This window comes from Planomonospora alba (assembly GCF_039534085.1).
Taxonomy (GTDB): Bacteria; Actinomycetota; Actinomycetes; order Streptosporangiales; family Streptosporangiaceae; genus Planomonospora_B; species Planomonospora_B alba.
In genome coordinates this window covers 1-13,926 of the sequence record NZ_BAAAUT010000052.1, presented here as the reverse complement: position 1 = coordinate 13,926, position 13,926 = coordinate 1, and the positions used below count along the sequence as shown (strand labels likewise).

The following is a 13,926-nucleotide window of genomic DNA, read 5'->3' as shown; positions in this document are numbered from 1 at the left end:
GCCGTCACGGCCCGACCAGCTCGTGGACCCTGACCGCCATCGGGCCCGCGGGGTCGTAGACGACCTTCACCGGGACGCGGCCCTTGCGGAGCCGCAGGTAGAGGTCACCGGGAGTGCACTTCGCCGCGCCCGTCGCCGAGGCGCTGCGGGTGTTGCGGCTCTTGCGGGACGACGGGCCGTAACCACACTTCCTGTTGATCTGCCGGTAGTCCAGGCCCTCGGTGTAGTCGATCCTGACAGGGGCGCCGGCGCGCCTGCCGAGATGCCAGTCGCCCTTCGCGCCCTCGCGGTGCGCCCGGTGCGGCGTGACGATCATGGCGGAGTCGCCGGACCGCTTCGCCCAGCCGTACACCGTCTTCAGGCCCGATCCGGCCGCCAGAGCCGGGGCGGCGGTCAGGGCCGCCGGCGAGGACGGCGCGGCGAGGGCGGGCGCGGGGGAGGCCGCGAGCAGGAGCGCCGCCGCACCGGCCAGGGCCGCGGCGACCGAGGTCTTACGCATTTCTTCTCTCTCCGTTCGAGGGAAACCGGAGATCATCCTGACACGCGGCCATCCCGGCGGAAGCGGTTTCACGGGGTGATTCATCGCATACCCCAACAGACCAACCTTCTGCCGGAAAAGCACGTCACAGGCCCGCGACCGCCCCCTCCTGCGGCTCCGCGACGGCCGGCTCCCCGCCGGACGGCCCGGTCTCCTCCTCCTCGTCGGTCACGGGCAGGGCGATGAAGAAGCGCGATCCGTCCGTGTAACCGGTGTCGAGCCAGATCCTCCCCCGGTGGTATTCGACGATCTTCCGGCAGATCGCCAGGCCGATGCCCGTCCCCTCGTACGCCTCCCGGTTGTGCAGCCGCTGGAAGATGATGAAGATCTTGTCGGCGAACCGGGCGTCGATGCCGATGCCGTTGTCCGCCACGCTGATCAGCCACTCCGCGCCCTCGCGCCGCGCGTCGACCCGCACCACCGGGGCGCGGTCGGGATGGCGGAACTTCAGCGCGTTGCCGATCAGGTTCTGCCAGAGCATCACGAACTGGGAGCGGTCGCCGGTCATCCGGGGCAGCGTCCCGACCTCGACCCGCCCCCCGGACTCCTCGGCGGCGGCGGTGAGGTTGCGCAGCGCCATGGAGACCGTCTCCTCCAGGCCGAACGTCACCGGCTCCCGGGTGACGCGGCCCACCCGGGAGAAGGTGAGCAGCTCGTTGATGAGCACCTGCATGCGCTTGGCGCCGTCCACGGCGAAGGCGATGTACTGCTTGGCCCGGTCGTCGAGCTGCTCGCCGTAGCGCTGCTCCAGCATCTGGGTGAAGCTGGCCACCTTGCGCAGCGGCTCCTGCAGGTCGTGGCTGGCCACGTAGGCGAACTGCTCCAGCTCGGCGTTGGAGCGCCGCAGTTCGGTGGCCTGCTCCTCCAGTTGCTGCCGGGCCAGGCGCGTCTCCTCCAGCTCGGCCACGATCCGCTCGCGCATCGCCTCCATGTCGTGGGAGAGGGCGGCGATGTCGGCCGGGCCGCCGGTGTCCACGTGGTGGGCGAAGTCCCCGCCGGTGACCCGGCGCGAGGCGGCGCCCAGCCGCTCCAGCGGGCGGAACACCACCACGCGCAGCAGCACCGCCACCCCGATGATCGCGAACAGCAGGACGGTGAGGATGCCGAGGAACGCGGCGTCCCGCACCACGCGCGACTGCTCCAGGTCCGCGCGCGCGTCGTCGCGCACCCGCGTCCACGCGGCGTTCTGCGCCTCCAGCGCGGCGCGGACGGCCTCGAACGCCTCCCGGCCCGCCTCCACCTGGGCCGCGCCCACCTTCTCCGGTCCCTGTTCCCGGATCAGCGCGATCATCGGCTCTGCGTGCTGTGCGCGCCAGAGCGCGGTACGGCGCTCCACCTCGACCAGCTCGCGCAGCAGCCGCCCGTCCGAGATGAGCCGCCTGATCTCGCCCATCGACCGCTGCTCGGCCTGCCGGCCGGTCATGTACGGCTCGAGGAACTCGTCCCGGCCGGTGATGACGAAGCCCCGCAGGCCGGTCTCCTGGTTGAGCAGGGCGGCCTGCAGCCGCTCCGCCTCGACCCGGGCCGGTGAGATCTGGTCGGCCAGCCGGTTGGACACCTCCGCGGTGTTCTGCAGGGCCGTGGCGCCCGTCACCGCGGACACGCACAGCAGCAGGGCCATGCCCAGCAGCATGACGTTGACCCACCCCTGCGCGCTCCAGCGGCCCGCGCGGGCCCGCGCGGGAGGCGGCACGGCTGTCTCGTCAGCGGTCATCGCCCTCACCTTCGGCGGCACGGTCCCGCCGGCGGCGGGCACTCGGTGGCGGGGACAAGATACCCGCAGACGCCGCCCGGTCCGATCCGATCCCGGGCCCACCGCCCGCGCGGACCCGGGATCGGTACGGTGGAGGCCGGGCCCGCCGGGGAACGCGGCCCCGGGAGCGGACGTTGGAGGGAACGTGGCCTCGATAAAGCAGTTCGTCAGGCGGTTCCTGGAACGCCCCGGTTCGGTCGACCTGACGCCCTTCGAACGCACGGTGGCGGCCTCCCGCGCCCACTCCGAGCGCCTGGGCTCCCTCGACGAGCTGCCCGAGCCGCAGGCGGACGACCCGGCCGCCCTCTGCGCCCTGCTGCGGGAGACCGCCGACCGCACGCTCGGGCTGCGCCCGTACGACGTGCAGCTCGTCGGCACGCTCGCCCTGCTCGCCGGCCACGTCGCGGAGATGGCCACCGGCGAGGGCAAGACCCTGTCCGGGGCGATGGCCGCCGCGGGCTACGCGCTGCAGGGCAGGCGGGTCCACGTGATCTCGGTCAACGACTACCTGGCCCGGCGCGACGCCGAGTGGATGGCCCCGCTGTACGAGGCGCTGGGCGTCTCGGTCGGCTGGATCGGGCAGGGCTCCACCCCGGACGAGCGCCGCGCCGCCTACGCCTGCGACGTGACCTACGGCTCGGTCAGCGAGATCGGCTTCGACGTGCTGCGCGACCGGCTCCGCACCGACGCCGCGGACCTGATCGTGCCCGAGCCGGAGGTCGCGCTCGTCGACGAGGCCGACTCGGTGCTGGTGGACGAGGCGCGGGTGCCGCTGGTGCTGGCCGGGGCCGCCGACCCGGGCGGCGCGGTGCCCGAGACGGCGGCGCTGGTCCGGCGGCTGGTCAAGGGCTACCACTACGAGATCGACGACCAGGCCCGCAACGTCCACCTGACCTCCAAGGGCATCGACACCGTGGAGGAGGCGCTGGGCGTCGAGCTGTACGACGACCCGCGCACCCTGGCCGAGGTCAGCCTCGCCCTGCACGCCCACGCCCTGCTGACCCGGGACGTCGACTACATCGTGCGCGACGGCAGGGTCCACCTGGTCAACCCGTCGCGCGGCCGGGTGGCGCTGCTGCAGCGCTGGCCGGACGGCCTGCAGGCGGCGGTCGAGGCCAAGGAGGCGCTGCCCCCCTCGGAGACCGGGGAGATCCTCGACTCGATCACCGTCCAGGGGCTGATCACCCGCTACCCCGTCAGGTGCGGGATGACCGGCACCGCCGTGGCGGTCGGCGACCAGCTCCGCGAGTTCTACGACCTGAAGGTGGCCGTCGTCCCGCCGAACCGGCCGCTGGTCCGCGCCGACGCGCCGGACCGGCTGTTCGAGCACGCCATGGAGCGGGATCGGGCGCTGGTCGAGGAGATCGCCGAGGTGCACGCCACGGGCCGCCCGGTCCTGGTCGGCACGCCGGACGTGGCCGAGTCCGAGCGGCTCGCGCTGACGCTGGCCGGGCGCGGCCTGGAATGCGTGGTCCTCAACGCCAAGAACGACGCCGAGGAGGCGTCGATCATCGCCCGGGCCGGGGAGCGCGGCGCGATCACCGTCTCCACCCAGATGGCCGGGCGCGGCACCGACATCCGCCTCGGGGAGGGGGTGGACGCCCTGGGCGGGCTGTACGTCATCGGCTCCGGCAGGCACGCCGCCAGCCGCCTGGACGACCAGCTCCGCGGCCGCGCCGGGCGGCAGGGCGACCCCGGCGGCTCGGTCTTCTTCGTCAGCGGCGAGGACGACCTGATCGCCCACTACGTCGCCGACGAGTACCGCGGCGGGGTGCCCCCGGCGCGGCTCGTCGCGCACGCCCAGCGCGTCGCCGAGGGCGTCAACCTGGAGATCCACCGCAACACCTGGCGCTACACGCGCCTGCTGGAGCGCCAGCGCGAGGAGGTGCTGGAGCGCCGCGGGAAGGTCCTGCGCGGGCGGGCCGCCTCCGAAGCCCTCGCCTCGGCGGCCCCCGGGCGCTGGGCCGAGCTGGTGGAGAGACTGGGGAGCCCGGGAGGCGGGGCCGAGGAGGTGCTGGACGAGGCCGCCCGGCAGATCGTCCTGTTCCACCTCGACCGCTGCTGGGCCGAGCACCTGGCCCACCTCGCCGAGGTGCGCGAGGGCATCCACCTGCGCGTCCTGGGCCGCGCGAACCCGCTCGACGAGTTCCACAAGGAGGCCGTCGCCGCCTACCGGCGCATGCTGGACGAGGTCGGCTCCCGCTCGGTCGCCGCCTTCGAGAGCGCCGAGATCACCGCCGACGGCCTCGACCTCGACGGCGCGGGCCTGACCCGCCCCACCGCGACCTGGACCTACCTCGTCCAGGAGAACCCGTTCGGCACGGAGATGGAGCGCATCGCGGGCCGCCTGTCCGCCCGGGCCCGCGGCCGCTGACCACGGGCGCCGGAACCGGACGGCGGGGCCCGAGCCGTACCGCGAGAGCCTGAACCGTACGGCGGGCGCCGGACAAACCACTCGCGGCCGGGCCCGTCCGCGGGCCACACTGGCCGGATGGACGGACAGCGGGACCGCACGGCCGGTGCGGTGGTGACGGCGGGCGAGACGTGTCTGGGGACCTTCGGGCCCTTCCCGGTGGCCACGCCGTGGTGGGCGGACGTCGAACCGGTCGCCGCGCACCTCACCGCGGCCCTCGGCGTGCCGGTCATGGTGCTGCGCCTGGTGGGGGTCGAGGGCGGCGCGCACGCCGGGGGCGGGCACGTGACCTACCACGCCGAGGCGTTCGGGCGGCCCCGGCCGGGACTCCTCGGCCCGCCGCCCCGTGACCTCGGCGGCCTGCTGGACCCCGCCCCGCGCCGGTCCGGCTGGGCCACCGCCGACGGCCTGCGGCGGGCCCTGGCGTGGGCGGAGGCGTCGCTGCGGGCGGCGGGCCTGCCGCCGGCCGGGCCGCCCCGCCAGGTGAAGACCTGGAACCTGTCGGGCCTGTTCCGCATCCCCACGGCCTCGGGACCCGTCTGGCTCAAGGCGACGCCCGCCTTCACGACCCCCGAGGCGGAGCCGATCGGCCTGCTCGCGGACGTGGACGCGGAGATCGTCCCGGCGGTCCTGGCCGAGGACCGCGAGCGGGGCTGGACGCTCCTGTCGCACCTGCCCGGCGAGGACTGCTGGGACGCCCCGCCGGACGTGGTCAGCACCATGATCGGCCGCTGGGTCGAGGTCCAGGCGGCGGTCGCGGAGCGCCTGGACCGGACCCCGCACGGCCTGCCGGACCGGGCGCCCCGCACCCTGCCCGAGCGCGTGCACGCGCTGCTCGACGGCGCGGCGGCGGCCCCGCTGGCCGAGGACGAGCGGTCCGCGGCGCGGCGGCTGGCCGACGCGCTGCCCGCACGGGTCCGCGCCCTGGAGGAGTGCGGCCTGCCGCGCACGGTGGTGCACGCCGACTTCCACCCCGGCAACTGGCGCTCGGACGGGCGGCGCACCGCCGTGGTCGACTTCGCCGACAGCCACGCCGGGAACCCCGTCCTGGACGGCCTGCGCGCGCGTGACTTCCTGCCGGAGCGGCTCCGGCGGCAGGCCGCGGACGCCTGGACGGCGGCCTGGTCGGCGTGCGTGCCCGGCTCCGATCCGGGCAGGGCTCTGGCCCTGGCCGGACCGCTCGGGCACCTGACGTACGCCGTGCGCTACCAGGAGTTCCTGGACGGCATCGAGGACGGCGAGCGGGTGTACCACGAGGGCGACCCGGCGCGGGAGATCCGCGCGGCGCTGGCGCGCGCCCGGACCGCCTGACGCGCGCCCGTCCGCGTCCACGGGGCGGGCGGACGGACGCGGGCGGGGCGGGCTCGAACCGGCACGGACGGGTGGGGTGGGCACGGACGGACGGACGGGCGCGAACCGGCACCGGCGGGCGGGCGGCGCGGTGCTCAGGCCGGGTAGGCGTGCGTCTCGGTGGCCTTGAGCGCGGCCCAGACCCGCTCGCCGGGGCGGAGCCCGAGGTCGGCGACCGCGGCGGCGGTGACGTCGGCGGAGGCCTCGACCGGGCCGGTGAGCAGGACCCGGACGTGGTCGCCGTGCCGCTCCACCCCGCCGACCACCGCCTCCCAGAGGTTGCGGGGCGTGCCGTCCGGGCGGGTGCGGTACAGGGCGACCGCCGTGGGCGGGAAGGCGACGAAGACCGGGCCGGTGCAGGACTCGGCCGCGCTCAGCGTGATGCCGTCCAGCCGTACGGCGTGCCCGTCGGCGACGCCCCGGTACAGGTTGAGCCCGACGAGCCGGGCGACGTACTCGGTGCGCGGGTGCCGGGCGACGGCCGGGGGCGGGCCCTGCTGGGCGACCGCGCCGTCCTCGACCACGACGAGCCGGTCGGCCAGCACCATCGCGTCGAGCGGGTCGTGGGTGACCAGGACGGCGGCGCCGTCGAAGTCGGCGAGGTGGCGGTGGAGCGCCGCGCGGACGTCCAGCCGGGTGTGCGCGTCGAGGGCGGCCAGCGGCTCGTCGAGCAGGAGCAGGCGGGGCCGTACGGCCAGCGCCCGGGCCAGGGCGACGCGCTGGGCCTGGCCCCCGGAGAGCTCCCGGGGCCTGGCGTCCTCGTACCCGGCGAGGCCGACCCGCGCCAGCCACTGGCGGGCGGTCTCGCGGGCGCGCCGCCGCCGCATGCCCTGGCAGCGCGGGCCGAAGGCGACGTTGTCCAGCGCGGACAGGTGCGGGAAGAGCAGGTAGTCCTGGAACACCATGCCGACCGGGCGGCGCTCGGCGGGCACGGTGTGCAGCGGCTCGCCGTCCAGGCGGATGTGCCCGGCGGAGAGCGGGAGCAGCCCGGCCAGCGCGCGCAGGGCCGTGGTCTTGCCCGCGCCGTTGGGCCCGAGCAGGGCGACCACCTCGCCGGCGGCGACGTCCAGTTCCAGGTCGAGGCGGAACCTCGGCCGCTCCACCACCAGCCGGCTCGTGATCATGGCCTCTCCCCGGGGCCCGTCCGACGCCGTCGCGGCGTCCCGCTGCACGCCCTCGCGGCCGCCCGCGCCCGGAGCCGTCACGGCGTCCCCGCCCACCGGTCGCGGAGGCTGGCCAGCACGAGCACGGAGACCGCGAGCAGCACCAGGCTGAGCACGATCGCGGCCTCGGGGTCGGTCTCCAGCGCGAGGTACACCGCCAGCGGCATGGTCTGCGTCCGGCCCGGGAAGTTGCCGGCGAAGGTGATGGTGGCCCCGAACTCGCCCAGGGCCCGGGCCCAGCACAGCACGGCCCCGGCCGAGACGCCGGGCGCGACGAGGGGCAGCGTGACCCGGGTGAAGATCCGCCAGCGGGACGCCCCCAGGGTGGCAGCCGCCTCCTCGTAGCGCAGGTCGGCCGCCCGCAGCGCGCCCTCGACGCTGATCACCAGGAACGGCATGGCCACGAACGCCTCGGCGAGCACGACCCCCGCCGTGGTGAACGGCAGCGAGATCCCGAACGTCTCGTACAGCCAGCGGCCGGCCGACCCGTTGCGGCCGAGGACGAGCAGCAGGGCGACGCCGCCGACCACGGGCGGCAGCACCAGCGGCACCGTCACCAGCGCCCGGACCAGCCGCCGCCCGGGGAAGCGCCCCCGGGCCAGCAGCCACGCCAGCGGCACCCCGAGCAGCAGGCAGACCGCGGTGGCGGCGGTCGCGGTGACCAGCGAGAGCCGCAGCGCCTCCAGCACGAGCGGCTCCGCCAGCCGCGCCCCCATCTCCGGCCACGGGGCCCGCACCAGCAGGCCGCCCAGGGGCAGGACGAGGAAGGCCAGCCCGGCCACCGCCGGGACGACGAGCGGCCACGGGGCCCGGCCTCCCGGCCGTCCCGCCCCGCCCGCGCGCCGTACGGTGCCCGTCATGCCCGCGGGACCTCGAACCCGGCCCGGGCCAGCGCCTCCCCGCCCCGCGGGGAGCGGACCAGGGCGGCGAAGCGCTCGGCGGGCTCCCCGGCCGGGGCGTCCCTCAGCACCGCGATCGGGTAGTCGTTGACCGCCTCGCCCGCCTCGGGGACGTCGACGCCCTCGACCCCGCCTCCGGAGGCGAGCACGTCGGTCCGGTAGACCAGGGCCGCGTCGACCTCGCCGAGCTCCAGCTTGGTGAGCGTGGCCTTGACGTCCTGCTCCAGGGTGACCGGGGTGACCTCGGCCCCGGCGGCGGCCAGGACCGCGGTCGCCGCGGCGCCGCAGGGCACCTGGGGGGCGCACAGAGCGACCTTGAGCCGGGGGTCGGCGAGGTCGCGCAGGCCGGTGATCCCGGCGGGGTTGCCCTCGGGGACCGCGATCTGGAGCCGGTTGCGGGCGAACACGGCGGGCGGGCCCGCCAGGGAGGCGTCCGTCACGGTCCTCATGGTGGCGGGGTTGGCGGCGGCGAACACGTCGGCGGGGGCGCCCTGCACGATCTGCTGGGCCAGGGTGGCGCTGGAGCCGAAGTTGAACCTGACGGCCACGCCCGGGTTCGCGGCCTCGAAGGCCGCGCCGAGCTCGGTGAAGACCCCGGTCAGCGAGGCCGCGGCGAACACCGTGACCGTCCGCCGCCCCTCGTGCCCGGCCCTCGGGGACCCGCATCCGGCCAGCAGGGCCGGGGCGACCAGGAGGGCCAGGACGGCCCGGACGAGTCTCACTCCGCCTCCAGCGTCAGGGGGTGTCGGGGACCTCGACGACGACGGTGGTCGACTTGACCACCGCGACCGCCACCACGCCGGGCTCCAGGGCGAGCTCGTCGGCGGCCCGGCGGCTCATCAGGGACACCACGCGGAAGGGCCCCGCGGCGATCTCCACCTGGGCCATCACCGTGTCCTTGACGACCTCGGTCACGATCCCGCGGAAGCGGTTGCGCGCCGAGGAGGTGCTGCCGCCGTGCTCGTCGCGGGCCGCCTGCGCGCGCGCGAACGCGGCGAGGTCGGGACCGGCGATGGCCCGGTGGCCGTGCTCGTCGCGCCGGGCCGCGAGCCTGCCCGCGTCGACCCACCGGCGGACGGTGTCGGCGCTGACCCCGAGCAGCGCCGCGGCCTCGCTGATCCGGAACGTCGCCACGGCACCTCACCCTAGTTCTCGCACTTTCCAGGATCAACAGGATAGACAGTCAGCATTTGCGATGGATCAAGGGACTTACAGCCGGTATCCGCGATACCACCCCGCTTGTCGCGTCAGTGGTGCCGTTACGCGACACGTAATGGTTTCGCCGATCATCGCCGACTATCGTGTCGACCGTGGCCACCACCAGCGCGAACCGCCCCGTCGGCGAACTGCTGCGCCAGTGGCGGGAACGGCGCCGGATGAGCCAGCTCGACCTCGCCATCCAGGCCGACATCTCCACCCGCCACCTGAGCTTCGTGGAGACCGGCCGCTCCAAGCCCAGCCGCGAGATGATCCTCCACCTCGCCGAGGAGCTGGAGCTGCCGCTCCGCGAGCGCAACCACCTGCTGCTCGCCGGGGGCTTCGCCCCGGTCTTCGCCGAGACCCCGCTGAACTCCCCCGAGATGGCCGCCGTCCGCGAGGCCATCGGCCAGGTGCTCGGCGGGCACCAGCCGTACCCCGCGGTAGTCGTGGACCAGCGCTGGAACCTGGTGGACCGCAATCCCGCCACCGGCCTGCTGCTGCGCGGCGTCGCGCCGGAGCTGCTGGAGCCGCCCGTCAACGTGCTCAGGCTGAGCCTGCACCCCAAGGGGATCGCACACCGGATCCTCAACCTGGGCGAGTGGCGGGCCCACCTGCTGCACCGGCTCCGCCGCCAGATCAGCCTGACCGCCGACCCCGAGCTGACGGAGCTCTGGCGGGAGCTCGACGGCTACCCCTGCGACCAGCCGGAGCCGGAGATCGGCACGGGCCCGGGGCAGATCGTGATCCCGCTCAGGCTCCGCCGCGGCTACCGCGAGCTGGCCTTCTTCAGCACGATGACGACGTTCGGGACCCCCCTCGACATCACCGTCGCCGAGCTGGCCATCGAGGCGTACTTCCCCGCCAACCCCGAGACCGCCGCCTACCTGCAGCACCAGCACCACCCCGACTAGCACCGCGCCGTGCGGTCAGGGCACGGACGGCATCAGCACGGTGGTGACCATCCTGCGCGTGCGGCCCTCCCGCGGCCCGTTGGCCGCCCTGGCCTCGAACACCGCGCGCAGGTCGGCCACGAAGGCGGCGAACTCCTCGTCGGAGAGCCACAGGGCGGTCTGCCGGTAGCCGACGCCGTCGCGGCGCAGGTCGGTGTCACCCCGCTCCAGGTAGCGGTCGAAGCCGGCCAGCAGGCCCGCGACGAAGGCCATGAACGCCTGCCGGTGGTCCCCCGGCGTCATCGCGGCCAGCTCCTCCTCGTCCAGCTGCGCCGCCGGCAGGTGGAGCGCGTAGGTGCGCTCCACCGCGCCGCGCACCCGCTGCTCCCCGGTGACCTCCAGGACGCCGGCGTCGGCCAGCGCGGCCACGTGGCGGTAGAGCGTGGCGGTGGAGACGTCGGAGAGCTCCGCGGCGAGGGCCGCGGTGGTCATGCGGCGGTCGCCGAGCAGCGCCTGGATGATCCGCAGCCGTACCGGGTGGAGGAGGAGGTCGACACTCGTCGTCTTCGTGGTCTTCACGACCCAATGCTCTCACATTTGACATCAATCTCAAATATGAGAATACTCATGACCAGGCGAAAGGGAAAGGACGCACGATGGCGACGATGACGGTGACCGGGAGCGAGCTCGTGGTGGCGCTCAGCGGGAGCGAGAAGGTGGCCGGGGTCCACGGGGACATCCGCGTGCCGCTCTCCGCGGTCCGCGACGTCGCCGTCGTGGACGACCCCGTGACCGGCGTCCGCGGACTGCGCGCCCCCGGCCTGGCCGTCCCCGGCCGGACGAAGATCGGGACCTGGCGGCGGCAGGGAGGCCGGACCTTCGTGGTCGCCCGCCGCGGCACGCCGGCCGTGCGGGTGACCCTGGAGGGCGCCGGCTACACCGAGCTGATGGTCGGCGACACCGACGCGCAGGCCCTCGCCGACCGCGTGCGCGCCGCGGCCGGCCTGCCCGAGCCCGCCGCCGAGGAGCGCGTCACCTTCCCCTCCGGGGACCTGACCCTCGGCGGCACCCTGGCCCTCCCGCCCGCGGGCGCGGGCGGAGCCGGGCCGCACCCGGTGGCGCTGGTCATCACCGGCTCGGGCCCGCTGGACCGGGACGCGAACCACAGGAGCATGCGCATCGGCACCAGCCGCGACCTGGCGCACGCCCTGGCCCGCGCCGGAGTGGCCTCCTTCCGCTACGACAAGCGCGGCGTCGGGGAGTCGCAGGGCGACTACCTCGCCGCCGGACTGCACGACAACGTCGACGACGCGCGGGCGGCGCTGGACTGGCTCCGGAGCCGCCCGGAGATCGACCCCTCGGCGGTCTTCGTCATCGGGCACAGCGAGGGCGCCGTCATCACCACCGCCCTGGCCGCCGAACCCACGGCGGACCTGGCCGGGATCGTGCTGCTGGCCGGCATGGCGAAGACCGGCGAGGAGACCCTGACCTGGCAGACCCGGCAGATCGCCGGCGACCTGCCCGCACCGGTCCGCCTCGTCCTGCGCGTACTGCGCACCGACGTGATCGCCAAGCAGGCCGAGGCGGTGTCCAGGATCAAGGCCACGACCACCGACGTCGCCTGGATCCAGGGGCGCAAGACCAACGCGCGCTGGACCCGCGAGTTCATCGCCTTCGACCCCGCGCCGCACCTGCGCGCGCTGCGCGTGCCCGTCCTGGCCGTCACCGGGGCCAACGACGTGCAGGTGGACCCCGCCGACCTGGAGACGATCGCCGCCCTGGTGGACGGCGACGTCACGACGGTCCTCGTGCCGGGCGTCAGCCACCTGCTCCGCCGCGAGGGGGAGGGCGACGGCGGCCTGCGCGGCTACAAGCAGCAGGTCCGCAGGCCCACCGACCCGGAGGTCCTCGCCCTCGTGACGGACTGGATCACCGGCCGCCTTCTGCCGGCCGACCTCTGACGGCGGGCACCGGCCCCGGGCGGGGCCGCCATGCGGCGCCGGCCCCGCGGGCGGCCGTGCGGACTGCCCCCGCCCACGGCCATCCGCACGAAACTTTCACCCTCCCTCATCCCGCCCGGCCGTCCCGCCGCAGGTGAGCGGGGCCGCATCCTCACGCGATGCGGCCCCTCCTTGCCTGTTGAAAAGTTTCGATGCTATTCCGAAGCTTTCAAGGGGTCGCCGGTTCCCGCGGCCCTGCACGGGAGAACAGGACAGCGGATGAGGATGACAAGCAGAGTGCTGGGAGCGGTGGCCGCCGCCCTGACGGTCGTCGCGGCCTGGGTCGTCACCGCGGCCTCCCCGGCGTCCTCGGCGACCCTGACCGAGGTGACCGGTTTCGGCACCAACCCGACCAACCTGCGGATGCACCTGTACGTACCGGACCGGGTGCAGGCCAGGCCCCCGGTCCTGGTGGCCGTGCACTACTGCACCGGCTCCGGCCCGGCCTTCCACTCGGGCACGGAGTTCGCCTCCCTGGCGGACCGGTACGGCTTCGTCGTCGTGTACCCGTCGGCGACGCGGAGCGGCTCCTGCTTCGACGTCTCCTCCCCGCAGGCGCTCCGCCGCGACGGCGGCAGCGACCCGGTGGGGATCATGTCCATGGTCCGGTACGTGCTGCAGCGGCTGGGCGGCGACCCCGACCGGGTCTACGTCACCGGCGCCTCCTCCGGCGCCATGATGACCAACGTCCTGCTGGGCGACTACCCCGACGTGTTCAAGGCCGGGGCGGCGTTCATGGGGGTGCCGTTCGGCTGCTTCGCCACCACCGACGGCTCCAGCTGGAACAGCGCCTGCGCCAACGGGCAGGTGGTCAGGACCCCGCAGCAGTGGGGCGACCTGGTGCGCGCCGCCTACCCCGGCTACAGCGGCCCGCGCCCCCGCATGCAGATCTGGCACGGCACCGAGGACGGCACGCTCCGCTACCCGAACTTCCAGGAGCAGATCAAGCAGTGGACGAACGTCCACGGGATCGGCCAGACCCCGGTGCTCAGCGACAGCCCGCGCCCGGGCTGGACGCGCACCCGCTACGGGACCGCCGGTGACCAGGCCCCGGTGGAGGCCGTCAGCCTGCAGGGCGTCGGGCACAACCTGCCGATGGGCGGGATGGCCGAGGCCGCGATCCGGTTCTTCGGCCTGGACGGCGGCGGCCCCACAGCGACGCCCACAGCGACGCCCACCGCGACGCCCACCGTGACCCCCACGGCGACCCCGACCGTGACGCCGGGCACCGGGTGCCGCGTCGCCTACACCGTGAACGCCTGGAACACCGGGTTCACCGCCTCGGTGCGGATCACCAACACCGGCTCCTCCCCGATCGGCGGCTGGTCCCTGGCGTTCGCCCTCCCCGCCGGGCAGACGGTCGTCTCCGCCTGGAACGCCACCGTCTCACCCTCCAGCGGGCAGGTGACGGCCAGGAACGCCTCCTACAACGGGACCATCGCGCCGGGCGCCTCGGCCGACTTCGGCTTCCAGGGCACCCACACCGGCGGCACCGGCGCGCCCGCCGCCTTCAGCCTCAACGGCGCCCCCTGCGCCGCCGGCTGACGTCCTCGGGGATCCGCCGGACGGCATCCGCGGGAGTGTCCGCACGCGGAAGCGTCCCGCACGCGGCGCGGCCGTCCACCGCCGGCCGCCCACCGCCGCCCGCCCCGCGGGGGGCGGCCGGCGCGCCCTGGCCGGGCGGGGGGGGGGGGGCCGTCCCGGCCGGCCGGCTCGGGCC

At 75.1% G+C, this 13,926-nt stretch carries 12 protein-coding genes; 5 read left to right on the top strand and 7 right to left on the bottom strand.

What is annotated here, in order from left to right; translation table 11 throughout:
- Window positions 1-4: 4 nt before the first annotated feature.
- Together ABD823_RS26485 and ABD823_RS26480 are read right to left on the bottom strand one after the other, a co-directional pair.
- Entirely contained in the window at window positions 5-499 is a 495-nt protein-coding gene (locus tag ABD823_RS26485) for a hypothetical protein (protein ID WP_344864179.1), read from the bottom strand.
- Between the two features lie 124 nt (window positions 500-623).
- A complete protein-coding gene (locus tag ABD823_RS26480) occupies window positions 624-2,252 on the bottom strand; it encodes a sensor histidine kinase (protein ID WP_344864178.1) in 1,629 nt (542 codons plus the stop codon).
- 193 nt (window positions 2,253-2,445) lie between these two features.
- On the opposite strand from ABD823_RS26480, the gene secA2 reads away from it, so the two are divergent.
- On the top strand, window positions 2,446-4,665 hold the full coding sequence (secA2, locus tag ABD823_RS26475) for an accessory Sec system translocase SecA2 (RefSeq protein ID WP_344864248.1): 2,220 nt from the start codon (window positions 2,446-2,448) through the stop codon (window positions 4,663-4,665).
- Window positions 4,666-4,782: 117 nt separating this feature from the next.
- The gene (locus ABD823_RS26470; RefSeq protein WP_344864176.1) at window positions 4,783-6,015 is read left to right on the top strand and encodes an aminoglycoside phosphotransferase family protein; all 1,233 of its coding nucleotides are present in this window, start codon (window positions 4,783-4,785) and stop codon (window positions 6,013-6,015) included.
- 134 nt (window positions 6,016-6,149) lie between these two features.
- Here the strand turns inward: ABD823_RS26470 and ABD823_RS26465 are convergent, their stop codons facing one another.
- The 4 genes from ABD823_RS26465 to ABD823_RS26450 all read right to left on the bottom strand — a co-directional run bounded on the left by ABD823_RS26465 (window position 6,150) and on the right by ABD823_RS26450 (window position 9,250).
- Window positions 6,150-7,178, bottom strand: coding sequence for an ABC transporter ATP-binding protein (locus ABD823_RS26465; RefSeq protein WP_344864174.1), 1,029 nt, complete (start codon window positions 7,176-7,178; stop codon window positions 6,150-6,152).
- Window positions 7,179-7,255: 77 nt separating this feature from the next.
- Window positions 7,256-8,077: a molybdate ABC transporter permease subunit gene (gene modB / locus ABD823_RS26460; RefSeq protein ID WP_344864172.1), complete on the bottom strand. Its 822-nt coding sequence runs from the start codon at window positions 8,075-8,077 to the stop codon at window positions 7,256-7,258.
- Complete coding sequence (modA, locus tag ABD823_RS26455) at window positions 8,074-8,838, bottom strand: molybdate ABC transporter substrate-binding protein (protein ID WP_344864171.1); 765 nt, start codon at window positions 8,836-8,838, stop codon at window positions 8,074-8,076. The genes modB and modA overlap by 4 nt, the downstream gene beginning before the upstream one ends.
- 13 nt (window positions 8,839-8,851) lie before the next feature.
- Window positions 8,852-9,250 (bottom strand): TOBE domain-containing protein, encoded by a 399-nt coding sequence (locus tag ABD823_RS26450; protein WP_344864169.1) that lies wholly within the window; start codon window positions 9,248-9,250, stop codon window positions 8,852-8,854.
- Between the two features lie 176 nt (window positions 9,251-9,426).
- On the opposite strand from ABD823_RS26450, the gene ABD823_RS26445 reads away from it, so the two are divergent.
- On the top strand, window positions 9,427-10,227 hold the full coding sequence (locus ABD823_RS26445) for a helix-turn-helix domain-containing protein (RefSeq protein ID WP_344864168.1): 801 nt from the start codon (window positions 9,427-9,429) through the stop codon (window positions 10,225-10,227).
- Window positions 10,228-10,242: 15 nt separating this feature from the next.
- On the opposite strand, the gene ABD823_RS26440 is transcribed toward ABD823_RS26445, so the two are convergent.
- Window positions 10,243-10,785, bottom strand: coding sequence for a helix-turn-helix domain-containing protein (locus ABD823_RS26440; RefSeq protein WP_344864166.1), 543 nt, complete (start codon window positions 10,783-10,785; stop codon window positions 10,243-10,245).
- Window positions 10,786-10,862: 77 nt separating this feature from the next.
- Between ABD823_RS26440 and ABD823_RS26435 the strand changes: the two genes are divergently transcribed.
- A complete protein-coding gene (locus ABD823_RS26435) occupies window positions 10,863-12,167 on the top strand; it encodes an alpha/beta hydrolase family protein (RefSeq protein WP_344864164.1) in 1,305 nt (434 codons plus the stop codon).
- A 264-nt stretch (window positions 12,168-12,431) separates the two neighbouring features.
- Window positions 12,432-13,751 carry an extracellular catalytic domain type 1 short-chain-length polyhydroxyalkanoate depolymerase gene (locus tag ABD823_RS26430; RefSeq protein ID WP_344864162.1) on the top strand — a complete coding sequence of 440 codons (1,320 nt, stop codon included), beginning with the start codon at window positions 12,432-12,434 and terminating at the stop codon, window positions 13,749-13,751.
- Window positions 13,752-13,926 lie beyond the last annotated feature (175 nt).